This window comes from Streptomyces mashuensis, from assembly GCF_014654785.1.
Taxonomy (GTDB): Bacteria; Actinomycetota; Actinomycetes; order Streptomycetales; family Streptomycetaceae; genus Streptomyces; species Streptomyces mashuensis.
The window spans coordinates 177,535-201,844 of sequence record NZ_BNBD01000006.1 but is presented as its reverse complement, the minus strand read 5'-3'; the positions used below and the strand labels follow the sequence as shown (position 1 = coordinate 201,844).

Annotated in this window: 13 protein-coding genes; 3 read left to right on the top strand and 10 right to left on the bottom strand. The window is 73.5% G+C overall.

Annotation, left to right across the window (positions count from 1 at the left end):
* The gene (locus IE305_RS17325) at nt 1-828 is read right to left on the bottom strand and encodes a class I SAM-dependent methyltransferase (RefSeq protein ID WP_190130510.1); all 828 of its coding nucleotides are present in this window, start codon (nt 826-828) and stop codon (nt 1-3) included.
* A 207-nt stretch (nt 829-1,035) separates the two neighbouring features.
* Here IE305_RS17325 and IE305_RS17320 point away from each other — a divergent pair, with 207 nt between their 5' ends.
* Nucleotides 1,036-2,406: a condensation domain-containing protein gene (locus IE305_RS17320; protein WP_229891139.1), complete on the top strand. Its 1,371-nt coding sequence runs from the start codon at nt 1,036-1,038 to the stop codon at nt 2,404-2,406.
* 174 nt (nt 2,407-2,580) lie between these two features.
* Here the strand turns inward: IE305_RS17320 and IE305_RS17315 are convergent, their stop codons facing one another.
* A complete protein-coding gene (locus IE305_RS17315; RefSeq protein WP_190130508.1) occupies nt 2,581-3,177 on the bottom strand; it encodes a TetR/AcrR family transcriptional regulator in 597 nt (198 codons plus the stop codon).
* 151 nt (nt 3,178-3,328) lie between these two features.
* Here IE305_RS17315 and IE305_RS17310 point away from each other — a divergent pair, with 151 nt between their 5' ends.
* Entirely contained in the window at nt 3,329-4,999 is a 1,671-nt protein-coding gene (locus tag IE305_RS17310; protein WP_190130507.1) for an MFS transporter, read from the top strand.
* A gap of 93 nt (nt 5,000-5,092) precedes the next feature.
* Here IE305_RS17310 and glgB read toward each other — a convergent pair whose 3' ends face one another.
* The 4 genes from glgB to IE305_RS17290 all read right to left on the bottom strand — a co-directional run bounded on the left by glgB (nt 5,093) and on the right by IE305_RS17290 (nt 13,194).
* The gene (gene glgB, locus IE305_RS17305; protein WP_444546164.1) at nt 5,093-7,372 is read right to left on the bottom strand and encodes a 1,4-alpha-glucan branching enzyme; all 2,280 of its coding nucleotides are present in this window, start codon (nt 7,370-7,372) and stop codon (nt 5,093-5,095) included.
* A 158-nt stretch (nt 7,373-7,530) separates the two neighbouring features.
* A complete protein-coding gene (locus IE305_RS17300; RefSeq protein ID WP_190130505.1) occupies nt 7,531-9,135 on the bottom strand; it encodes a maltokinase N-terminal cap-like domain-containing protein in 1,605 nt (534 codons plus the stop codon).
* Between the two features lie 352 nt (nt 9,136-9,487).
* On the bottom strand, nt 9,488-11,203 hold the full coding sequence (gene treS, locus IE305_RS17295; RefSeq protein ID WP_190130504.1) for a maltose alpha-D-glucosyltransferase: 1,716 nt from the start codon (nt 11,201-11,203) through the stop codon (nt 9,488-9,490).
* Complete coding sequence (locus IE305_RS17290) at nt 11,200-13,194, bottom strand: alpha-1,4-glucan--maltose-1-phosphate maltosyltransferase (protein WP_190130503.1); 1,995 nt, start codon at nt 13,192-13,194, stop codon at nt 11,200-11,202. The genes treS and IE305_RS17290 overlap by 4 nt, the downstream gene beginning before the upstream one ends.
* A gap of 386 nt (nt 13,195-13,580) precedes the next feature.
* On the opposite strand from IE305_RS17290, the gene glgP reads away from it, so the two are divergent.
* Entirely contained in the window at nt 13,581-16,208 is a 2,628-nt protein-coding gene (gene glgP, locus IE305_RS17285) for an alpha-glucan family phosphorylase (RefSeq protein ID WP_190130502.1), read from the top strand.
* Nucleotides 16,209-16,278: 70 nt separating this feature from the next.
* Here the strand turns inward: glgP and IE305_RS17280 are convergent, their stop codons facing one another.
* From IE305_RS17280 to IE305_RS17265, 4 genes are all read right to left on the bottom strand, one after another.
* The gene (locus IE305_RS17280) at nt 16,279-17,814 is read right to left on the bottom strand and encodes a M4 family metallopeptidase (protein WP_190130501.1); all 1,536 of its coding nucleotides are present in this window, start codon (nt 17,812-17,814) and stop codon (nt 16,279-16,281) included.
* A 235-nt stretch (nt 17,815-18,049) separates the two neighbouring features.
* Complete coding sequence (locus IE305_RS17275) at nt 18,050-20,335, bottom strand: M4 family metallopeptidase (RefSeq protein ID WP_190130500.1); 2,286 nt, start codon at nt 20,333-20,335, stop codon at nt 18,050-18,052.
* A 291-nt stretch (nt 20,336-20,626) separates the two neighbouring features.
* Nucleotides 20,627-22,420: an ABC transporter ATP-binding protein gene (locus tag IE305_RS17270; RefSeq protein WP_190130499.1), complete on the bottom strand. Its 1,794-nt coding sequence runs from the start codon at nt 22,418-22,420 to the stop codon at nt 20,627-20,629.
* Nucleotides 22,417-24,276 (bottom strand): ABC transporter ATP-binding protein, encoded by a 1,860-nt coding sequence (locus IE305_RS17265; RefSeq protein WP_190130498.1) that lies wholly within the window; start codon nt 24,274-24,276, stop codon nt 22,417-22,419. Before IE305_RS17265 ends, IE305_RS17270 begins: the two co-directional genes overlap by 4 nt.
* Nucleotides 24,277-24,310: the final 34 nt, after the last annotated feature.

Here is a 24,310-nt window from a genome sequence, read left to right as displayed (position 1 = left end):
TCACGGCCGGGTCGCGGTGAAATACACGCAGCGCCGGCTGATGGTGAACGGCGTGCGCTCGTACAGCTGCGTCAACGTTTCCGTGAGCAGTTCCGCGGCCTGGTGCCGGCCGATTCCCGGCAATGCGGCGGACGCGAACATCGGCGTCGAGCACAACGCCGCGAGGAAACGCGGGCCGAGCGTGAACGTCCGCTCGGCGGCGACCGCGCCGGCGTAGCCGGCCACCTCCAGAGCGGCCCGGTAGTCGTCGGCGGTCCGGCGCAGCCCCGCCGGCCGGCCGCCGGCCGACCGGGCCAGGGACAGGCCGCGGGCGGTGGCGGTACGGCGGGCCGTGCCGACCAGCTCGGCGTAGAGCGGCAGGTCGGCGGGGGTCTCGGCGCCCGCGTAGAACGCGGAGTTGAACACCAGGCGCCCGCCGGCGGTGAGGACCTGCCCGATCGCGGCGAAGGCCCCGGCGAGGTCCGGGACGAGGTGGATGCAGTTGGCCAGTACGACGGTGTCGAAGCTGCCGGCCGGGAACAGCCGCGCCACGGAGGAGGCGTCGCCCTCGGCGAACCGGGCCCGGTCGCCCAGGCGGGCGCGGGCCGCGCCGAGCAGCTCCGGGTCGGGGTCGACGCCGGTCAGCGCCATGGTGGGGTCGCGCTGCAACAGCTGCTCGCTGACGGCCCCGTCGCCGCACCCCACGTCGAGGACGGCCGGCCCGGAGCCGGCCGGGACCAGGTCGAGCAGTACGCGGTTCAGCCCGGCGTATTCCCGGTTGCGGCGCAACGCGGCGTAATCCGTGGACGGTTGCGCGCCGTCCAGCCGTGCGTTCAGCCGTGCGTTCATGAAGGGGCCCTTTCCTTGCTGCGGCACGTGCGGAAGGTGCGGGGCGGGACGCTAGCAGCGCGAATTCCGGCGCAACAAGGGGCGGGTTTTCCGCGAGGTGCTCCTTGCCCGCGCCACCAGCGAAAACCATGCAATTCATTGTTGTTTCATCGCGCCCGCCTAACGTCCGTTTCCTGTTCACCGAGTGGAGGGGACCCTGCCGTGCGCATGATCCAGATGTCCGGCTGGCAGCCCGGCCCGGGCGAGGTCGTCGAGTTCGAGGCGAGCGCCGGTGGCCGGGCGCCCGTACCGCACGACGTGCCCGCGTCGTCCTTCCAGCGGGCGCACCTGCTGCTGGCCGCCGCGCACCGCGCCGCCGGTTGCCGCCAGTCGCCCTGGGTGGGCCTGGCGTTCGACCTGCCGGGCCGGGCGGACCTCGGGGCGCTGACGACGGCGTGGCAGGGGCTGGTGCGGCGGCACGAGGCGTACCGCACCTGGTACGAGCCGTCGGGCAGCGGCGACCTGGCCGGGTTCGGCCTGCCGCCCGAGGCGGTGACCGTACGCCCGGTCCACGTCGGCGCGTTCACGAGCACCGACGCCCTGCGCTCCCACCTGCACCGGCGGATCGACGAGCAGACGGCGGTGACCGGGCGGCCGGGGCTGCTCGCCGGGGTGGTCCAGCGGGACACGGCGTCCACGGTCTACTGCGCGATCGACCACGCCTACACCGACGGCCACTCCCTGGCGCTGCTCTTCGACGAGCTCCGCACCCGCTACCACGCGGCCCTCGCCGGCGTCCCGGCCGGCCTGCCGCCGGCCCCCGGCCACCTCGCCCACAACCGCCGCGAGCACGCGCGCTCCGCGGCGCTGACGGCGGACGCGCCGGAGCTCGCCGCCTGGGCGGAGTTCCTGGCCGCGGGCGAGGGGGGCCGCCGGTTCCCCGGCTTCCCCGTCGAGCTGGGCAACGCCGGCGCGCTGGTGCCCGCCGTGCAGTTCGAGTACCCGGTGCTGACGGGCGGTCAGGCGCGGGCGTTCCGTGCCTACTGCGCCCGGCACGGCGGCGGCTTCGCCGCGGGCACCTTCGCGGCGCTGGCCCTCGCCCAGCGGGAGTTCACCGGCGACGACCTCTACCGCGTCCTCACCGCCGTGTCGACCCGGGACCGCCCCGGGCTGCTCCCCGTGCACGGCTGGCTCGTCAACCTCGTGCCGCTGATGTTCCGGCTGCCCGCCCGGCCCACCCTCGCCGCCGCGGTCCCCGTGGCCCAGCAGGGCTTCCAGCGGGCCCGCGCCGGGTACGACGTGCCACTGCACCGCGCTTTCGAACTGCTCCTCGACGGCGGCGGGGTCCCCGAGATCCCGCCCATGGCGTCGTACGTGGACGGGCGGGCCGCGCCGGGCGCCGGCGACTACCTGCGGGCCGGCGCGAGCGTGCTGTGCGGGCCGGACAACGCCGGCGGGGTGTCGCTGTGGCTCAACTGGTTCCCGGACCGGGCGGAGCTGGTGGTGCGGATGCCGGACACGCCGGAGGCGGCCGCGGGCGTGCCCAAGTACCTCGACCGGGTCAGGGAGATCATGCTCGCGGCGGCCGCGGCCGCATAGCCGGGCCTCCGGCAGGGCCTGGGCCGTATCCGGCGGATCATGCAGCGCCCCGTAGGGGCGCGGGGCGGTGTCGATCCGCGGCTCCGCCGCGTGGCACCCCGTCTGCGGGCGCGTCGTGGCTTGTCGCGCAGTTCCCCGCGCCCCTACGGGGCGCGAAGATCCGCCGGACACGGCCTAGTCGCGGATGTCCGCCACCAGCCGCGCCGCCTCGCGCGCCGGGACGCCGGCCGCCGTCAGTGCCGTCACGGCGGCGCTGCGGCCGGCCTCCTCGGGGGCCAGCACGCCGTCGTTGACCGCCTGCATCAGGCCGAACAGCAGCTGTTCGCGGACGTAGGCCAGGGCCTCGGCCGGCAGGGGCGAGGTGAAGACGCCCTCGTCCAGGCCCCGGCGGAGCATCGCCGCGCACTCCAGGCGGACGGGTTCCAGGCGGCGGAGGATGCCCTCCACGGTGACGCTGCGCTGGGCCATCGAGACCAGCAGCCGGTAGCCGTCGGCGATCTCCCACACCGCCAGCATGGACCGGGCCAGGGCCTCCGCCGGGTCCGCCGCGGCCTCGAACGCCCGCGCCTGGGCCGCCGCCACCGTGTCCGCGGCGTCGTCGACCAGCGCACCGATCAGCGCGTCGCGGCTGGGGAAGTGGCCGTAGACGGTGCGGCGCACGACGCCGGCCGCGCGGGCGATCTGGTCCATGCTCGCGTCCGCGTCCCGCAGCAGCTCGGCGAGGGCGACATCCATGATGCGGCGGCGATTGGCGTCCGCTCTGCCCGCCATACCGGCTCTCTTCCCGATCGGGTCCGGGCCCCGACGGCCGACCGCTCGCCCTCATTTTGCACACCCCCGTACCGGCGCGGTAATTTGCACACCACTGTGTAATTGCACAGCGGTGTGCAAGTCCGTGCGCAACAGCGAAAGGGGTGGCCCGATGGGCCTCGTGGTGTCGACCCCGGTCGACAAGATGGACGGTCCCTACAAGAGGCGCTGGGCGGCACTGGGGGTGCTGTGCCTCAGCCTGCTGATCATCGTCATGGCCAACACGTCCCTGACGGTCGCGGCCCCGGACATGGTCCAGGACCTCGGCCTCGGCAGCTCGGACCTGCAATGGGTCATCGACGGCTACACCGTCCCGTACGCCGCGCTGATGCTGATCCTCGGCGCGGTCGGCGACAAGTACAGCCGCCGCGGCGCCCTCGTCCTCGGCCTGCTGGTCTTCGGCGCTGCGTCCGTCGCGGGCTCGCTCGTCGACAGCGGCGGCGCGGTCATCGCGGCGCGTGCCGCGATGGGTGTCGGCGCGGCCATGATCATGCCGGCGACGTTGTCGCTGCTGGCCGCGACGTTCCCGCGTGCCGAGCGCGCCAAGGCGATCACGATCTGGACGGCCACGGCCGGCCTCGCCATCGCGGTCGGCCCGCTGGTGGCCGGTGCGCTGCTGGAGGACCACGGCTGGGCCTCGACGTTCCTCATCAACGTGCCGATCGCCGCGATCGGCATCATCGGTGCGCTGCTGCTCGTCCCGCCGTCCAAGGCGGCCGGCATCGAGAAGATCGACTACGTCGGCGGCCTGCTCTCCGTGGTCTGGGTCGGCTCCCTCATCTACATGATCATCGAGGGGCCGCACTTCGGCTGGGGCGCCAAGGCCGTCACCGCCGCGGTGATCGCCGGCGTCGGCCTGGTCCTCTTCGTCCTGTGGGAACTGCGCCACCCCCGGCCGGTCCTCGACGTCCGCCGCTTCACCCGGCGCGCCTTCGCCGGCTCGACGACGGCCGTCGCCCTGTTCTTCCTCGCCGTCTTCGGCGCCTTCTACTACCTCACGCAGCACCTCCAGTTCGTCCTCGGCTACTCGCCGCTGGACACCGGCGTGCGCATGCTGCCGCTGGCCGGCGCGGTGTTCGTGGGCGGCGCGCTGACCGCGCTCCTCACCCCCCGGCTCGGCATGAAGGTCACGGTCACCGTCGGCATGACCGTCGGCACGGTGGCCGTCGCGCTGCTCGCCCGCGTCGACGCGTCGTCCACGTACGGCGACTTCGTCCTGCCGCTGGTCGTCCTGGGCCTGGCCATCGGCCTGTCCCTGTCGCCCTGCACCAACGCCATCATGGGCTCCTTCCCGGAGGACCAGCTCGGCGTCGGCGGCGCGGTCAACAGCACGTCCATCGAGATGGGCGGCTCACTGGGCATCGCCGTCCTCGGCACGGTGCTCGCCAAGACGTACTCCTCCAACCTCGGCGACGCCGCCGCGAAGGCCGCCGCGGCCGGCGGCCCCAAGCTGCCGGAGAAGGCCCTCGCGGCCGCGCAGGACTCCGTCGGCGCCGGCCTGTACGTCGCCAAGGAGGCCGGCAAGCAGGTCGCGGCCGGCGCCGCGCCGAAGGTGGGCGCGGAGAAGGCGGCCGCACTCGGCGCCCAGCAGGCCCACACCATCCTGGAGGCCGTGCACAAGGCGTTCGCCGACGCCGTCGCGCACACCAGCGTCGTCGGCGCGGTCGTCCTCGGCGTGGGCACGGTGCTGGTGGCGTTCCTGCTGCCGGGCCGTGGCCGGGGCGCGGCCCCGGACCCCGCGGAGGCGTCCGCGGAGTCCCGCAAGGAGACGGCGGCGGCCTAACGGTCACCGTCCGGCGGGGCGGGGCAGGGGCGAAAGGGCCCCGGTCCCGCCCCTTCCCGTTTCCCAGGGGCTCCGCCCCCGGACCCCCGCGCCTCAAACGCCGGCGGGGCTGTCAGTGGGCCGCAGCCACACCGTCGCCAGTGGCGGCAGCGTCAGCAGTACGCTCGACGGGCGGCCGTGCCACGGCACGGCCTCCGTCTTCACCGGGCCCGGGTTGCCGACCCCGCTGCCGCCGTACCGCTCCGCGTCCGAGTTGACGCACTCCTCCCACACCGGCGGGGCCGGCGGCACGCCCAGGCGGTAGCCCTCCCGGACCACCGGGGAGAAGTTGCTGACCGACAGCAGCGGCGAGCCGTCCGCCGCGAAGCGGAGGAACGCGAAGACGTTGTCGTCCGCCGCGTCGCCCACCACCCACGCGAAGCCCTCCGGCGAGGTGTCCCGCTCCCACAGCGCCGGGGTGGCGCGGTAGCAGTGGTTCAGGTCGCGGACCAGGTCGCGCACGCCCCGGTGGTCGGCCTCGGCCGCGTACGACGGGTCGAGCAGCCACCAGTCCGGGCCGTGCCGCTCCGACCACTCCGCGCCCTGCGCGAACTCCTGGCCCATGAAGAGGAGTTGCTTGCCCGGGTGCGCCCACATGAAGCCCAGGTACGCGCGGTGGTCCGCGCGCCGCTGCCACCAGTCGCCCGGCATCTTCGACACCAGCGACCGCTTGCCGTGCACCACCTCGTCGTGCGAGATCGGCAGCACGTAGTTCTCGCTGTACGCGTACACCATCGAGAAGGTCATCCGGTCGTGGTGGTACTTGCGGTGCACCGGCTCCTTGACCATGTACTCCAGCGAGTCGTGCATCCAGCCCATGTTCCACTTCAGGCCGAAGCCCAGGCCGCCGAAGCCGCCCGCCCCCACCAGGTGCGTCGCCCGCGTCACCCCGTCCCAGGCCGTCGACTCCTCCGCCACCGTCACCACACCCGGGCACCGGCGGTAGACGGTCGCGTTCATCTCCTGCAGGAACGCCACCGCGTCCAGGTTCTCCCGGCCCCCGTACGCGTTCGGCACCCACTCGCCCGGGCCGCGCGAATAGTCCAGGTACAGCATCGACGCCACCGCGTCCACGCGCAGGCCGTCGATGTGGAACTCCTCGCACCAGTACACCGCGTTGGCCACCAGGAAGTTGCGCACCTCCGGCCGGCCGTAGTCGAACTCCAGCGTTCCCCAGTCCGGGTGCGCCGCCCGCCGCGGGTCGTGGTGCTCGTACAGCGGCCGCCCGTCGAACTCCGCCAGCGCCCAGTCGTCGCGCGGGAAGTGCGCCGGCACCCAGTCCATCAGCACCCCGATGCCCGCCCGGTGCAACGCGTCCACCAGGTGCTTGAAGTCGTCCGGCGTGCCCAGCCGCGCCGTCGGCGCGTAGAAGCCGGTCACCTGGTAGCCCCACGAGCCGCCGAACGGGTGCTCCGCCACCGGCATCAGCTCCACGTGCGTGAAACCGAGGTCCTTCACGTACGCCGGCAGCTGCTCCGCCAGCTGCCGGTACGTGAGCCCCGGCCGCCACGACGGCAGGTGCACCTCGTACACCGAGAACGGCGCCTCGTGCACCGGCCGCCGCCCCCGTCCCGCCATCCACTCCTCGTCCCGCCACGCGTGGTGCGAGGCGTGCACGATCGACGCGGTCGCCGGGGGCGCCTCCGTGCGGCGCGCCATCGGGTCCGCGCGCAGGGTGTGCGAGCCGTCGGGCCGGGTGATGTCGAACTTGTACAGCGCGCCCTCGCCCACGCCCGGGAGGAACAGCTCCCACACGCCCGTGCCGCCCAGCGAGCGCATCGCGTGCGCCGTGCCGTCCCAGTAGTTGAAGTCGCCCGCCACCCGGACGCCCTGCGCGTCGGGCGCCCACACCGTGAAGCGGGTGCCGGCCACGCCGTCGTGCGTCATCGGGTGCGCGCCCAGCGCCCGCCACAGCTCCTCGTGCCGGCCCTCGCCGATCAGGTGCAGGTCCAGCTCGCCGAGGGCGGGCAGGAAGCGGTACGCGTCGTCGGTGTCCACCACCGCGTCCTGGTAGGCGATCAGCAGCCGGTAGCGGCGGGGGATCGCCACCAGCGGCAGGACGCCCGCGAAGAAGCCGTCGCCCTCGTCGTGCAGCTCGGCCCGCAGGCCGCGCGCCGTGACCGTCACCGAGCGCGCGTAGGGGCGCAGGGCGCGGAACAGCACTCCGTCCTCGGTGCGGTGCGCCCCCAGGACGGCATGCGGGTCGTGGTGCGCGCCCTGCAGGAGGCGTCCGCGCGTGTCCTCGTCCAGCGGCTCGGCCTTCCGCACCGCGGAGGCCGGCAGAGGAGTGGGGCCGGGCTGGAAGGTGGCGGGGACGCCCGCGGGGGCGGGCACGGAGCCGGGGGTCGTTCCTGTGGTCGTTCCGGACGCGGGGCCATGCGCCGGCGCGGGGCCGGCCGGCGGTCGTGCGGTCACGGGATGGTCCTCCCAGGACGATCGGGGCGGTCGGAATGCGATGGGGGGCTGCGGTGCAGGGCAGGGCGCGGCGCGGTTCAGTCCCGGGCCGCTTCCGCCGCCAGGCGGTGGATCGCCGCCATCGGCACCGGCAGCCAGTCCGGGCGGTGCCGGGCCTCGTAGAGCACCTCGTAGACGGCCTTGTCGGTCTCGTGCGCGGCCAGCAGCAGCGGGTCCCGGCGCGGGTCGTGGTGCACGGCCGCGTAGCCGTCGCAGAACGCGGCGCGGGCCTTCTCCGCCCAGCCGCCGGCCGGGGCCCGGCCGACCGCCGCCGCGTAGTCGAAGGAGCGCAGCATGCCCGCGACGTCCCGGGCCACCGGCTGGGGGCGGCGGCGCTCGGCGAGCGGCCGGGCCGGCTCGCCCTCGAAGTCGATCAGCGACCAGCGGCCGTCGGCGGCCGTGCGCAGCGCCTGCCCCAGGTGCAGGTCGCCGTGGATGCGCTGGGCCCGCCGGTCCGGGCCGGGCCGGCGGCCGAGCGCGGCCAGCGCGTCGTACGAGCGGCGCAGCGCGGCCCGGTACGGGCGCAGCGCGGGGACGGCGTCGGCGGCGGCCTCCAGGCGCTGGGCCATGCCGGCCGCGAGGTGTTCCAGCTGCGGCCGGCCGAGGGTGGCGGTGGGCAGGGCCTCGGCGAGGGCGAGGTGGACCTCGGCGGTGGCGCGGCCGAGGGCGTGCGCGTCGGCGGTGAAGCCGTCGCCGGCGGCCAGCGCGTCGAGGGCCAGCCGCCAGCCGTCGGCGGACCCGGCGAGGAAGGGTTGCAGCACCCCGAGGGTGAGGGGTTCGGCGGCGGGGGGCAGGCCGGGCAGTGCGGGCTGCCCGCCGGGCCCGCGCGGGTCGGCCTCGAACCAGGCGGCGGGGGCGGGCACGCGGGCGCAGCCGGTGCGGGCGAGCGCGCGGGGCAGTTCGAGGTCGGGGTTGACGCCGGGGCCCACCCGGCGGAACAGCTTGAGGATGTACGTTTCGCCGTACACGGCCGAGGAGTTGGACTGTTCGGCGCCCAGCAGGCGGGGCGCGAGCCCGGCCGGGACGGTCACGTCCGGTTCACGGGTGAACCGCAGCGGGCCGAGCCGGCCGGGCACCCGCAGCCGCTCCAGCAGCAGCGCGGCGAGCCGGGGGTCGGCGAGCGCCTCGTACGTGGTGAGGCCGTCGAGGGGGCCGCCGGAGGGCCGGCCGATGAGCGCCGGGGCGAGGTGCGGCGGCAGCACGTCCGTGACGCCGAGCAGCAGCTGGTAGCAGTCCTCGGCGGGGGCGCCGGCCCGGGCCCGGTCCTCGGCGCTGGGCGGCTGGTGGGCGTGGAGCAGCAGGTGGACGAGGCCGGGGCCGCCGCCGGGGGTGCGGGGCAGCAGCTCGGTGGCGGCGACGAGGGTGAAGCCGGTGACGGGCCGGCCCTTGCCGGCGAACCAGCGCTGCCGCGGCAGCCACGCGGTGAGCAGCGGTACCAGGGAGGCGAGCAGCGCGGCGTGCGGTCCGGCGGGCGCCGTGGGGACGCCGGCGCTGCGGCCGGGCACGACCGCGGGCACGGGGCCGGGGCCGGGGCCGCCGGGACCGGAGAGGGGATCGGGCAGGGGGTCGGGCAGCGGGACGGGGGCGAAGGTCAGCTGCCCCCCGTGGGGCAGCTCCCGGTGGGACGGTGCGGCGTCCGGCATGGCGTCGCGTCCTTTCCCCGGGGCACACGACAGATGGGGAGAAGTGTCCCGGATCGCGGCTTCGGCCGGCGCGCGCCGGCGATCGTGTCGGGCGAGGATCGTCCGTACGGTCAGCGCGTGCGGCCCGGTGGGCGGTGTCGAGCGACGTCCGCGGCGGGTGGCCGCGGACCCGTGCGGTCCGTGCGTCCGTGCAGTCCTGTGGTGCGGACTCGATCCGTGGTTCCGGCGGTGTGGTTCCGCCGGTGTCGTTCCGGCCGTGTCGTTCCGGCGATGCCTCTACGGGTGCCCGGGGGCGGGGCGGGGAAAACCGGCGGTGCCGGCGGGCCGCGGCCCGCCGTACACGGCCGGCCGGTCAGGGTGCCGGGGGCGGAGGGGCGTTGCGCCGCAGCCGGAACCAGTAGAAGCCGTGGCCCGCGAGGGTGAGCAGGTAGGGCAGCTCGCCGATGGCGGGGAAGCGGACGCCACCGATCAGCTCCACGGGGTGGCGGCCGTTGAAGGCCCGCAGGTCCAGCTCGGTCGGCTGTGCGAAGCGCGAGAAGTTGTTCACGCACAGGACCAGGTCGTCCCCGTGTTCGCGGAGGAAGGCCAGCACCGCCGGGTTGCTCGACTGGAGCTCGGTGTACGAGCCGAGGCCGAAGGCCGGGTTCTGCTTCCGGATCTCGATCATCCGGCGGGTCCAGTGCAGCAGCGAGGACGGCGAGGACATCGCCGCCTCCACGTTGGTGACCTGGTAGCCGTAGACCGGGTCCATGATGGTCGGCAGGTAGAGCCGGCCCGGGTCGCAGGAGGAGAAGCCGGCGTTGCGGTCGGGCGTCCACTGCATCGGCGTGCGCACCGCGTCCCGGTCGCCGAGCCAGATGTTGTCGCCCATGCCGATCTCGTCCCCGTAGTAGAGGATCGGCGAGCCGGGCAGCGACAGCAGCAGCGCCGTGAACAGCTCGATCTGGTTGCGGTCGTTGTCGAGCAGCGGGGCCAGCCGGCGCCGGATGCCGATGTTGGCGCGCATCCGCGGGTCCTTGGCGTACTCGGCCCACATGTAGTCGCGTTCCTCGTCGGTGACCATTTCGAGGGTCAGCTCGTCGTGGTTGCGGAGGAAGATGCCCCACTGGCAGCCCGAGGGGATGGCCGGGGTCTTGGCCAGGATCTCGGAGACCGGGTAGCGCGACTCGCGGCGCACCGCCATGAAGATGCGCGGCATGACGGGGAAGTGGAACGCCATGTGGCACTCGTCGCCGCCCTTGGGGAAGTCGCCGAAGTAGTCGACGACGTCCTCGGGCCACTGGTTGGCCTCGGCGAGCAGCACCGTGTCGGGGTAGTGGGCGTCGATCTCGGCCCGCACCCGCTTGAGGAAGGCGTGGGTGCGCGGCAGGTTCTCGCAGTTGGTGCCCTCCTCGGCGAAGAGGTACGGCACGGCGTCCAGCCGGAACCCGTCGATGCCCAGGTCCAGCCAGAACCGCAGGGCGGCGAGGATCTCCTCCTGCACGGCCGGGTTCTCGTAGTTGAGGTCCGGCTGGTGGGAGAAGAAGCGGTGCCAGTAGTACTGCTTGCGCACCGGGTCGAACGTCCAGTTCGAGGTCTCCGTGTCGACGAAGATGATGCGCGCGTCCTGGTACTGCTTGTCGTCGTCGGCCCAGACGTAGTAGTCGCCGTACGGCCCGTCCGGATCGGTGCGAGACTGCTGGAACCACTCGTGCTGATCGCTCGTATGGTTCATGACAAAGTCGATGATGACGCGCATGCCGCGCTGGTGCGCGGCGTCCACGAACTCCACGAAGTCCGCGAGGTCACCGAACTCCGGCTGCACCGAGGTGTAGTCGGACACGTCGTAGCCGCCGTCCCGCAGCGGGGACTGGAAGAACGGCGGCAGCCAGAGGCAGTCGACGCCCAGCCACTGGAGGTAGTCCAGCCGGGCCGTGAGCCCCTTGAGGTCGCCGATGCCGTCCCCGTCGCTGTCCTGGAAGGACCGTACGAGGACCTCGTAGAAGACGGCGCGCTTGAACCAGTCGGGGTCCCGGTCCTTGGCGGGGGTGTCCTCGAAGGTGTCCTGGACGGGCTCGTTGACGATCATGGTGTGGGTGACCCTCCGATCGGTGAGGACGGTCGCAGCGAGAACACGTGCGCGGGCGCCATGGGGCGGCCCGGCTCGAGGCGCACATAGTTGTCCCTGCCCCAGTGATAGGTCTCTCCGGTGAGCTCGTCGCGCACCGGAACGGACTCGTGCCAGCCGAGGCCGAGTTCCGGCATGTTCAACGAGACCGTCGCCTCCTGGGTATGGTGCGGGTCGAGGTTGACGACCGTGAGCACGCACGAGGCGCCCTCGCGCTTCGAATAGGCGATGACCGCGTCGTTGTCCGCGTGGTGGAAACGCAGGTTGCGCAATCGCCGCAGGGCGGGCTGACGCCGCCTCAGCCGGTTCAGGGCGGTGAGGAGCGGTGCCAGGCTGCGCCCCTCCCGTTCGGCGGATTCCCAGTCGCGGGGCCGCAGTTGGTATTTCTCCGAGTCGAGGTACTCCTCGCTGCCCGGCCGCACGGGAACGTTCTCGCACAGCTCGTAGCCGGCGTAGACGCCCCAGCTGGGCGACAGGGTGGCGGCCAGCACGGCCCGCACCTCGAACGCCGGCCGGCCGCCGTCCTGGAGGTAGGCGTGCAGGATGTCGGGGGTGTTCACGAAGAAGTTCGGCCGCATCACCGCGGCCGTCTCCCGGGACAGCTCCGTCAGGTACTCGGTGATTTCCTGCTTCGTGTTCCGCCAGGTGAAATAGGTGTACGACTGCTGGAAACCGATCGCGCCCAGCGTCCGCATCATCGCCGGGCGGGTGAACGCCTCCGCCAGGAAGACGACGTCCGGATCGGTGCGGCCCATCTCCGCCAGCACCTTCTCCCAGAACACCACCGGTTTCGTGTGCGGATTGTCGACGCGGAAGATGCGCACACCGCGGTCCGCCCAGAACCGCAGAATGCGCAGCGTTTCCCGCACCAGGCCGTCGAAGTCCTCGTCGAAGGCGAGCGGATAGATGTCCTGGTACTTCTTCGGCGGATTCTCCGCGTACGCGATCGTGCCGTCGGCGCGGTGGTGGAACCACTCCGGGTGCTTGCCCACCCACGGGTGGTCCGGCGAGCACTGGAGCGCCAGGTCGAGCGCCACCTCCAGGCGCAGCTCCCGGGCCCGCGCCACGAACCGGTCGAAGTCCTCCAGCGTGCCCAGGTCCGGGTGGACCGCGTCGTGGCCGCCCTCCGGCGACCCGATCGCCCACGGGCTGCCCACGTCGTAGGGGCCGGCGGTCAGCGCGTTGTTGGGGCCCTTGCGGTAGGAGGTGCCGATGGGGTGGACGGGCGGCAGGTAGACCACGTCGAAGCCCATCGCGGCCACCGCGGGCAGCCGCCGGGCCGCCGTACGGAACGTTCCGCTCTGCGGCGGCCGGCCCTCGCGCAGCACCGCTCCCTCCGAGCGCGGGAACAGCTCGTACCAGGAGCCGAACAGCGCCCGCTCCCGCTCCACCAGCACCGGCACCGGCCGGGACGCCGTCACCAGCTCGCGCAGCGGGTACCGGGCCAGCGCCGCCATCACCTCCGGGGCCAGCGCCGCCGCCAGGCGGGCGGCGGGCGGCCGGGCGGCGTCGCGCAGGGCGTCCGCGGCGGCCAGCACCGCCGGCCGGCCCTCGCTCTTGGGCACCCCGGCCGCCGCCCGCTCGTACAGCCGGGCGCCCTCCTCCAGCACCAGCTCCGTGTCGAGGCCGGCCGGCACCTTGATGCGGGCGTGCTCCCGCCAGGTGCCCACCGGATCGCTCCACGCCTCCACCACGTACGTCCAGCGGCCCTCCAGGTCGGGCGTGACCTCCGCGCCCCAGCGGTCCGTGCCCGGCGCCAGCTCGCGCATCGGGGTCCACGGGCCCTGCCGGCCGGCCGGGCCGCGCAGCACGACGTTGGCGCCCACCGCGTCGTGACCCTCGCGGAAGACCGTGGCGGTCACCTCGAAGGTCTCGCCCGTCACGGCCTTGACGGGCCTTCGGCCGCAGTCGACGAGCGGGGCGGGGTCCAGAACGGGAATGCGTCCGATCATGGGATCACCTGGGGGGACGAGGGGGCACGGGCGGGAACGGCGGACGGGCCGCCGAAGGGCTGTTCCAGTCGGTTTCCGGTCGGCTTTCGGTCGGGCCGTGCTGGGACGTCTTCCCACAGAGCCCGGCGGGACATGCCCGCACCGCAGGAACTACTCGTGCGTAGCCCGTCTGGTACCGCGCGCGGAGGGCGGCCGTTCCTCCGTCACCCGTACGGAGTTTCCCCGCTCCACCGATCGCGTGCAATGACACTGCTGTACGCGCGGCGTAATTCGCCGTAGTACTTTCCGTCCAGTACGCCTGCCGCAGACGATCCGCCCGCAACCGGTCGGGCGCACTTGGCCGCTTGTCCCGGAACGACGGGGGTGCCGCCGCTACCGTCGGGGGAGTGAAGGCCATTCGTCGATTCAGCGTGCGTCCCGTCCTTCCCGAGCCCCTACGACCGCTCAGTGAACTGGCGCGCAACCTGCGCTGGTCCTGGCACCCCGAGACCCGGGAGCTGTTCCAGTCCGTGGACCCCGAGGGCTGGCAGGCCGCCGGCGGCGACCCGCTGCGGCTGCTGGGCTCGGTCCCCGCCGACCGGCTGGCCGTGCTCTCCGAGGACCGCCGGTTCCGGCGGCGCCTCGCGGCGGCCGCCGACGACCTGCACGACTACCTCAACGGCCGCCGGTGGTACCAGGAACAGCCCCCCGGCCTGCCCCGCGCCATCGCCTACTTCTCGCCCGAGTTCGGCATCACCGCCGCCCTCCCGCAGTACAGCGGCGGCCTGGGCATCCTCGCCGGCGACCACCTGAAGTCCGCCAGCGACCTCGGCCTGCCGCTCATCGGCGTCGGGCTGCTCTACCGGCACGGCTACTTCCGCCAGTCCCTCTCCCGCGAGGGCTGGCAGCAGGAGCACTACCCCCTGCTCGACCCCAACGAGCTGCCGCTGGACATGCTCCGCGAGCACGACGGCACCCCCGCCCGCGTCACCCTCGCCCTGCCCGGCGGCCGCACCCTCGCCGCACACGTCTGGCAGGCCCGGGTCGGCCGGGTGCCGCTGCTGCTGCTCGACTCCGACGTCGAGGACAACGGCCCCGGCGAGCGCGACGTCACCGACCGGCTCTACGGCGGCGGCAGCGAGCACCGGCTGCTCCAGGAGATGCTGCTGGGCATCGGCGGCGTCCGCGCCGTCCGCGCCTACTGCCGGATCAGCGGCCACCCCGAACCCGAGGTCTTCCACACCAACGAGGGCCACGCCGGCTTCCTCGGCCTCGAACGCATCCACGAGCTCATCGGCGAGGGCGCCGACTTCGACTCCGCGCTGGAGCGGGTGCGCGCCGGCACCCTCTTCACCACCCACACCCCCGTCCCCGCCGGCATCGACCGCTTCGACCGCGACCTGGTCGCCCGCCACTTCGGCGAGGACGCCGAACTGCCCCGCCTCGACACCGGGCGCGTCCTCGCCCTCGGCCGGGAGGACTACCCCGGCGGCGACGGCAACCTCTTCAACATGGCCGTCATGGGCCTGCGCCTGGCCCAGCGCGCCAACGGCGTCTCGCTGCTGCACGGCCGGGTCAGCCGGGAGATGTTCGCCGGGCTCTGGCCGGGCTTCGACGCCGAGGACGTGCCCATCACCTCCGTCACCAACGGCGTGCACGCCCCCACCTGGGTGGCCCCCGAGGTCTTCCGGCTCGGCGCCCGGCACATCGGCGCCGGCCGCGCCGAGGACGCCCTCGCCGTCGGCGGCTCCGCCCGCTGGGACACCGTCTCCGACATCTCCGACGCCGACATCTGGGAGCTGCGCGGCACCCTCCGCGGCCACCTCGTGGAGGAGGTGCGGCGCCGGCTGCACGCCTCCTGGCGCGAGCGCGGCGCCGGCACCGCCGAGCTCGGCTGGATCGACGACGTGCTCGACCCGGACGTCCTCACCATCGGCTTCGCCCGCCGCGTGCCCTCGTACAAGCGCCTCACGCTGATGCTCCGCGACCGCGAGCGCCTCACCGAGCTGCTGCTGCACCCCGAGCGCCCCGTGCAGATCGTGGTGGCCGGCAAGGCCCACCCGGCCGACGACAGCGGCAAGCGGCTCGTCCAGGAGCTCGTCCGCTTCGCCGACGACCCGGCCGTCCGGCACCGCATCGTCTTCCTGCCCGACTACGGCATGGCGATGGCGCAGAAGCTCTACCCCGGCTGCGACGTCTGGCTCAACAACCCCCTGCGGCCCCTCGAGGCGTGCGGCACCTCCGGCATGAAGGCCGCGCTCAACGGCTGTCTCAACCTCTCCGTCCGCGACGGCTGGTGGGACGAGTGGTACGAGCCCGACTTCGGCTGGGACATCCCCACCGCCGACGGCAGCGGCACCGACGAGGACCGCCGCGACGACCTGGAGTCGGCCGCCCTCTACGACCTGCTGGCCCAGCGCGTGGCACCGCGCTTCTACGACCGGGGCGCCGACGGGCTGCCCGGACGCTGGATCGAGATGGTGCGCCGCACCCTCGCCACCCTGGGGCCCAAGGTGCTGGCGGGCCGCATGGTGCGGGAGTACGTGGAGCGGCTGTACGCGCCGGCCGCCGAGGCCCACCGGGCCCTGGAGCCCCGGGCGGCCCGTGAACTCGCGGCCTGGAAGGCAAAGGTCCGGGCGGCCTGGCCGGCCGTGGCCGTGGACCACGTGGAGGCGGTCTCCGACGGCCCCCTGGGCGGCACCGCGGAGCTGGGCGCCACGCTGTCGCTGCGCGTCACCGTCCGGCTCGGTGACCTCGACCCCGCGGACGTGGAGGTGCAGGCGGTGGCCGGCCGGGTGGACGAGGCGGACCGGCTGACCCGTACGGTCGCCTTCCCGCTGAAGGCCACCGGCACCCCCGGCCTGGACGGACGGCGGCTCTACGAGGGCCCGCTGACCCTCGACCGCACCGGCCCGTTCGGCTACACCGTCCGCATCCTGCCGTCCCACCGGCTGCTGGCGGGCCCGGCGGACCTGGGCCTGGTGGCCGTGCCGTCGGAGGCCACGGGCGAGGCGGCGGGCGTGCTGATGCGCTGACAGCACAAGGCGCCCGGGGACCCTGCGGTCCCCGGGCGCCCCGGACCGGCCGGTCAGCGGCCGGGCGGCGTCACTTGACGTTGACGCCCGTCCAGGCCGCGGCCACGGCCTTGTACTGGGTGCTGTTCTTGCCGTACAGCGACTGCGCGGCCTTCAGGGTGGCCACCCGGGCACCCTTGTAGTCCGTCGTCGAGGTCATGTACGTGGTGAGCGCCTTGTACCAGATCTTGGCGGCGGCCTCACGGCCGATGCCCTTGACGGCCTTGCCGTCCTGGGTCGGGCTGTCGTACTTGACGCCGTTGATCACCTTCTTGCCGCTGCCCTCGGACAGCAGGTAGAAGAAGTGGTTGGCGACGCCCGAGGAGTAGTGCACGTCCAGCTCGCCGAGCTTGGGGTTCCAGAAGTCGGGCGACTCGCCGTCCTTGCTGGGCTTGTCCATGTAGCGCAGGGCGGTGCCGTTGCCGTTGATGTCGATCTTCTCGCCGATGAGGTAGTCGCCCGGGTCGGCGGCGTTCTTGGCGTAGAACTCGACGTTGGTGGCCATGATGTCCGAGGTGGCCTCGTTCAGGCCGCCCGACTCACCGTTGTACTGGAGGTTGGCGGTGGCGGAGGTGACGCCGTGCGTCATCTCGTGCGCCGCCACGTCCAGCGAGGTGAGCGGCTTCTTGTCGCCCTGGCCGTCGCCGTAGGTCATGCAGAAGCACTCGTCGTCCCAGAAGGCGTTGACGTAGCCCTTGCCGAAGTGGACGCGCGAGTAGGCGGCCTTGCCGTCGTTGCGGATGCCCTTCCGGCCGAAGGTGTCCTTGTAGTAGTCCCAGGTGACGGCCGCGCCGTACTGGGCGTCGACGGCGGCGGTCTGCGCCATGTCCGGCTTGCCGTTGCCCCAGACGTCGTCGGCGTCGGTGAACGCCTTGCCCTTGCCCTCCTCGCCGTGCTGGAGGTTGTACGTCTGGTGGCCGCCGCGGGCGTTGTCCTTCAGCAGGAACGACTTGCCGGACTTCACCGAGCCGACCTTGACCTTGCCGTTGTACTGGCCGGTGCCCGTGCCGGTGACGACGGTCTCGAACTGGTGCAGCTTCTTGCCGTTGCCCGCGTCCGTGATGACGTGCAGGCGGCTGGGGGTGCCGTCGTGCTGGAGGCCCTCGACCACGGTCTCGTAGGCGAGGACGGGCTTGCCGGAGGCGGCCCAGATCACCTTGCGCGGCGCCCGCGCGGCGGAGGCGTCCTTGGCGCCGGCGGCGCGGGCGGCGGCCAGGGCCGTCTTCTCGGCGGAGGGGGCCGCGAGACCGGGGCGCGTGGTGGGCACCTTGATCTGGGCGTCGGTGGCCTTGGTGACCTCCTCGATCTTCCCGCCGGGGGCCCGGTGCACGACCAGGTCGCCGCCGAGGACCGGGATGCCGTCGTACGTGCGCTCGTAGCGGGCGTGCACGGTGCCGTCGGGGTCGGTGACGGTGCCGCGGGCGACGAGCTGCTCCTTGCTGCCGAGGCCGATCGACGTCCACGGGTCGTCCTTGGCGGCCGCCGGGCCGGCGCTGAAGCCGGTGGCGAGCAGGGCAGCGGCGACGGTTGCGGTCGATATGCCCGTGATGCGGGAGGTCTGACGCACGCAAACTCCTAGAAGTGGGGATGTTGGTGCCGGAGATCGCGACCAACTCCGCACAGTCTCTTCGAACTTGCGTGCGCATCACAGTGAATTCTGTGATTTGGCATGTTGCTGTCAGGTAAATTTTTTCCTGGGGCGGACGGGGCCGGTGAGGTGATTCTGACGCCCCGTGATGCAGGAGGCGCCGCCCGGGACTCGTACGTCCCGGGCGGCGCCGTCGTTCTCAGGGGCCGGAAGGTCAGAAGGTCAGCTTCCAGCTCTGGATGGTGCCGCTGTCACCGGAGTAGACGTCCTGCACCTTCAGCTTCCAGGTGCCGGGCGCCGCCGAGCCGGAGGCGTCCACGGTGTACGTCTCCTTGACGTCCGCGTCCGAGTCGTAGGCGTCCGCGTCCTTCAGCCGCCAGCTCTTCCCGTCCGGGGCCACCAGGTCGATCTGGAGGTCGCCGCGGTAGGTGTGGGTGATGTTGACGTCCACCTTGAGCGCCGAGGAACCGTTTCCGCTGCGGGTCACGGTGATGGGCGAGGTGACCGCGTCACCGGCGTCGGGGATGGCCACCGGGGTGGTGTTCTCGAAGACGCCGCCGCTGCCGGAGGTGGAGACGGTCCACTTGAAGGAGGCGGTGCCGGTCTTCCCGGCGGAGTCCTTGACCGTCACGGTCACGCTGCTGGTGCCGGTGGTGGTCGGGGTGCCGCTGATGAGGCCGGTCGAGGAGTTGATCGACAGGCCGGCGGGCAGGCCGGTGGCCGCGTAGGTCAGCGCGCCGCCGCTGGAGCTGGTGGCCTTGATCTGGAGGGAGACGGCGGTGTTCACGATCGAGGTCTGGTCGCCGGGGCTGCTGACCGAGACGCCGGTCGAGAGCCGGCTGCCGACGTTGATGGCCGCCCAGGCGTTGGCCACGTTGTTGTACGTCTCGCTGCCCACGCCGAACAGCTCGCCGGCCGCCCACAGGGTCGCGTCACGGGCGCCCGCGTAGTTGGTGTTCGACGTCATGCGCTGGCTGAGGGCCTTGAACCAGATCTTCGCCGCGTTCTCCCGGCCGATGCCGGTCACGGGCTGCCCGTCGGAGGTCGGGGAGTCGTACTTGACCCCGTTGATCTCCTTCTGTCCGCTGCCCTCGGAGGCGAGGTAGAACCAGTGGTTGGCCGGGCCCGAGGAGTAGTGCACGTCGATGCCGCCGAGGCCGGAGTACCAGCTGTCCTTCGACCGGCCGTCCTTGCTGGGCTTGTCCATGTAGCGCAGCGGCGTGCCGTTGCCGTTGATGTCGATCTTCTCGCCGACGAGGTAGTCGCCCGGGTCGTTGGGGTTGTTGGCCCAGAACTCGACCGCGGCGGCCATCATGTCGGAGGTGGCCTCGTTGAGGCCGCCGGACTCGCCGCTGTAGGTGAGGTTGGCGGTGGCGGAGGTGACGCCGTGCGTCATCTCGTGGGCGGCCACGTCGATGGAGGTGAGCGGCTTGGCGTTGCCCTGGCCGTCGCCGTACGTCATGCAGAAGCAGGAGTCCGACCAGAAGGCGTTGACGTAGGCGTTGCCGTAGTGCACGCGGCTGTAGGCGCCCTGGCCGTCGCCGCGGATGCCCGTGCGGCCGTGCACGTTCTTGTAGTAGTCCCAGGTCAGCTGCGCGCCGTAGTGGGCGTCCACGCCGGCGGTGGCCTTGTCGCTGGTGGTGCCGTTGCCCCAGACGTCGTCGGCGTCGGTGAACAGCGTGCCGGTGCCGGAGGAGCCGCCGTTGAGGTTGTACGTCTTGTGGCCGCCGCGTGTGGTGTCGTTCATCTGGTACGAGCCGGCCGAGCCCGAGGTGCCGATGGTGACCTTGCCGCTGTACTGGCTGTTGCCCGTGCCGGTCTTGACGCCCTGGAACTCGAAGAGCTTCTTGCCGGTCCGCGCGTCGGTGATGACGTGCAGCTCGTTCGGGGTGCCGTCGTCCTGGAGGCCGCCGACCACGGTCTCGTAGGCGAGCACCGGCGTGCCGCTCGCGGCCCAGACGACCTTGCGGGGCGCCAGGGCGGCCTTGGTGTCCTTCGAGCCGAGTGCCTTGGCCGCCTTCACGGCCTCCCGCTCGACGGCGGAGGGCGCCAGCGAGGGCGTGGTCGTGGGCACCGCCATCCGGGCCTTGGACGACTTGGCGACGCTCTTGATGCTGCCGCCCTTGGCCGCACGGTCGACCACGAGGTCGCCGCCGAGCACCGGCAGCCCTTCGTACGTGCGCTCGTAGCGGGTGTGCAGGGCGCCGTTCTGGTCGCGGCTCACGTCGCGGACGACCAGCTTCTCCTTGGGCCCGAGGCCGAGCGCCTTCGCGGTGTCCGCGGTGGTGGCGTTGGCCTGGCGTATCAGCTCGGCCCGCTGCGAGGGCGTCAGCTTCGCGGGCTGGGCGCCGGGGTCGGACTTGGCGATCAGCTGCCGGGGCGCGGCGGCGTCGTCGGTCCGGGCGGAGGCGGTGCCGGCCTGCACGCCGACGGCGAGCATCGCCGTCACGGCGACGAGCGCGCCGGTGGCGGCGGCGCGTCGATGGGGGGTGGGTCTCACGGTGACTCCTTCTGCGGTGGCCACGACACGGTGGGGTGGCCGGTGGGCTACCGGACGGCGAACGCCCGTCCGGGCAGAGCACGGCGGAACAGAGGAGAGAACAGGAGAGAAGAGAAGGGACCGGTGCCGCGGGCCGCGTCGCGTGGTGCGGTGGGGTGTGGGGAGTGTGGGGATAGCCCGCGCCAGTCGAGTTGAAGCGTGCCACCGGCGCCAGCTTCATGTCAGGGGCGCGTCAACAAGTTGGCCGGAAAATGTCCGTTGGCCAAAGATCGGCGTCCGGATACCGGGCGGTTACACCAGGCTGTCCCGCCACGCCCGGTGCAGGTCGGCGAAGTGGCCGCGGGTGGCGGCGAGCGTTGCGGGGCTGCCGTCCTCGACGATGCGGCCGTCGGCCATCACCAGGACCCGGTCGGCGATCTCCACCGTGGACAGCCGGTGCGCGACGACCACGGCCGTACGCCCGCGCAGCACCGTGCGCAGGGCCTGCTGCACGGCCCGTTCGCCGGGGATGTCGAGGGAGGACGTCGCCTCGTCGAGCACGATCACGCCCGGGTCGGCCAGCAACGCGCGGGCGAACGAGACGAGCTGGCGCTGACCGGCGGAGATGCGGCCGCCGCGCTTGCGCACGTCGGTGTCGTACCCCTCGGGCAGGGCGGTGATGAAGGCGTGCGCGCCGATGGCGCGGGCGGCGGCCTCGATCTCGGCGCGGCCGGCACCGGGCCGGCCCACGGCGATGTTGTCGGCGACCGTCCCCGAGAAGAGGAACGGCTCCTGGGTCACCATCACCACCGCGCGCCGCAGCTCCGCGCCGGCCAGCCCGGTCAGCGGCACGCCGTCGAGCAGGACGCGGCCGCCGGTGGGGTCGTGGAAGCGGGCCACGAGCTTGGCGAGCGTGGACTTGCCGGCGCCGGTGGCGCCGACCACCGCCACCGTCTCGCCCGCGCGCAGCGTCAGGTCGAGGCGCGGCAGGACCTCGCGCCCGGTCCGGTAGCCGAAGCGGACCTTCTCCAGCACCACTTCGCGGCCGGGGGCGCCGGCGGGCCGGCGCGGCAGGGGCGTGGGCACGGTGGGCTCGGGCACCGAGGGCTGCTGGGCGAGGAGGCCGGCGATCTTCTCCAGGGCGGCGGCGGCCGACTGGTAGGAGTTGAGGAACATCCCGAGCCGGTCGATGGGGTCGTACAGCCGCCGCAGGTACATCACCGCGGCGGCGAGCACGCCCAGGCCCAGCCCGCCGGCGGCCACCCGGTGGGCGTCCCACACCACGATGGCGGCGAGCGCCGCGCCCGCCACCAGGCGGGCGGAGACGACGAAGCGGGCCATGGCCAGGGCGCTGTCGGCGTTGGTGCGCTCGTGCCGGCGGTTGAGCTCCTCGAAGTGCTGCTCGCCGGCGCGCTCGCGGCGGAACGCCTGGACGGGCCGGATGCCGTTCATCGTCTCGGTGAACGTCACGACGACGGCCGCCATGGCCGTGGACCGCCGCCGGTGGACCGCGCGGGACCGCCGCCGGTGCGCGCGGACGAGCGCGCCCAGCGGCACGAACGACGCCAGGGCCGCCGCGCCCGTGGCCGGGTCGAGCCACAGCAGGGTGGCCGAGACGAACAGCACCGACAGGGCGATGTCGATGAGCTGCTGGAGGCCGTTGTCGAGGAGCTCGCGGAGGGAGTCGACGTCGGCGGTGGCGCGGGAGACGATCCGGCCGGAGGTGTAGTGCTCGTGGAAGTCCAGGCCGAGCGACTGCACCTGGCGGAAGATACGGCCGCGCAGGTCCAGCAGGGCGTCCTGGCCGATGCGGGCCGACAGCCGGACGCACGTGAGCTGGAGCAGCCCGCAGGCCAGGGCGCAGGCCGGGTAGCCGGCGCCGGCCAGCAACAGCGGGGTGTGGTTGCCGTGCCGCAGGGCGGGGACGCCGCGGTCGATGGCGTACGCGACGAGGAGCGGCCCGCCCTGGACGGCGGCCTGCTGGAGGAGCAGCAGGAGGGCGGTGAGCCGCACCCGGCCGCGCGCGGGCGCCAGGAGCGAGCGCAGCAGCGCGCGGGAGGCCCCGGCGGGGGCGGGCAGGCGGTCGCGGGCGGGGGTGCCGGTCATGGCCGGGCCCCCTGGGGGCTGCGGCCGGGCGCGCGGCCGGAGGCGGACATCAGCCAGGCGTACTCCTCGCTGTGGTGGAGCAGTTCGCGGTGGGTGCCCACCGCGGTGATGCGGCCGCCGGAGAGCAGGGCCACGCGGTCGGCGAGCAGGACCGTGGAGGGGCGGTGGGCGACGACGAGGGCGGTGGTGGTGGCCAGCACCTCGCGCAGGGCCGCCTCGACGAGGGCCTCGGTGCGCACGTCGAGGGCGGAGAGGGGGTCGTCGAGGACGAGGAAGGGGGGCCGGCCCACCACGGCGCGGGCCAGGGCGAGGCGCTGCCGCTGCCCGCCGGACAGGCTCAGGCCCTGCTCGCCGACCTGGGTGCGGTGGCCGTGGGGGAGGTCGTGCACGAAGCCGGCCTGGGCGACGGCCAGGGCCCGCAGCAGGTCGTCCTCGGTGGCGGCGGGGGCACCCATGAGGACGTTCTCGCCGGCGCTGGCGGAGAAGAGGACGGGGTCCTCGAAGGCGACGGCGACGAGGGCGCGCAGCCGTTCGCGGGGCAGGGCGGTGATGTCCCGGCCGTCCAGGGTGATGCGGCCGGCGGTGGGTTCGAGCAGCCGGGGCAGCAGGGCGGTCAGCGTGGTCTTGCCGCTGCCGGTGGCGCCGACCAGGGCCATGGTCTCGCCGGGGCGGACGTGGAGGTCGACGCCGTCGAGGACGGGCGGGGCGTCCGGGGGCGCGTCGGGGTAGCGGAACCGTACGCCGGTCAGGCGCAGCCCGCCGTCGGCGGCGGTCGCGGGCCGGGGGGCCGGGAGGGCGCGGGGCCGGTCGCCGGCGGCGGCGGGCGGTGCGTCCATCACCTCGAACCAGCGGTCGGCGGCGGTGGCGGCGTCCTGGGTGATGGCCAGCAGGAAGCCGAAGGACTCCACGGGCCAGCGCAGGGCGAGGGCGGTGGAGAGGAAGGCGACGAGCGTCCCGGCGGACAGGGTGCCGTCGGCCACCTCGGCCGCGCCCAGCACGAGGGCCGTGCCGATGGCCAGTTCGGGCAGGACGGTGACGACGGCCCAGACGGTGCCGAGCAGCCGGGCCTTGAGCAGCTCGGTCTCCCGGAGCCGGCCGGCGAGTGCCGCGAAGGCGCGCTCCTGGGCGCGGTGGCAGCCGAACCCCTTGAGGATGCGGATGCCGAGGACGCTCTCCTCCATGAGCGTGGTCAGGTCGCCCAGCCGGTCGCGGGCGGTGCGCGCGGCCGCCCCGAACCGCCGCTCGAACACCGAGCACATCACCATCACGGGCACCGCCGGCGCCAGCAGCACCAGGCCCAGCCGCCACTCCTGGGCCAGCAGGATGGCGAAACCGGTCACGACGGTGACCGCGTTGACGAGGAGGAAGGTCAGCGGGAAGGAGAGGAATATCCGCAGCAGCGTCAGGTCGGCGGTGCCGCGCGAGAGCAGCTGGCCGGAGGGCCAGCGGTCGTGGAAGGCGACGGGCAGCCGCTGGAGGTGGGAGAAGAGGGCGGCCCGCAGGTCGGCCTCGAAGCGGGCGAGCGGACGGGCCGTCAGTACCCGGCGCGCCCCGAACAGCGCGGCCTCCGCGATGCCCAGCGCCAGCAGCACCGCGCCGCCCAGCCACACCCCGGAAGGGTCCCGGCGGGTCACCGGCCCGTCCACGATGCCCTTCAGGGCCAGCGGGATGACCAGGGTCAGGGCCGAGCCGCCCACGCTCACCAGAGCCGCGGCCACCAGCGTGCCGCGCACCGGGCGGACGTACGGCCACAGCCGCAGCAGCGACCGTACGGCGGACCGCCGCCCCGCGGGCACGGTGCCGTGGTCGCTCGCCTCCACGGCGGGGGCCGCCGCGGAGCTCGTCACCGACGTCATCACGGAGAGGGTAGGCGCCACCACGGACAGTGTT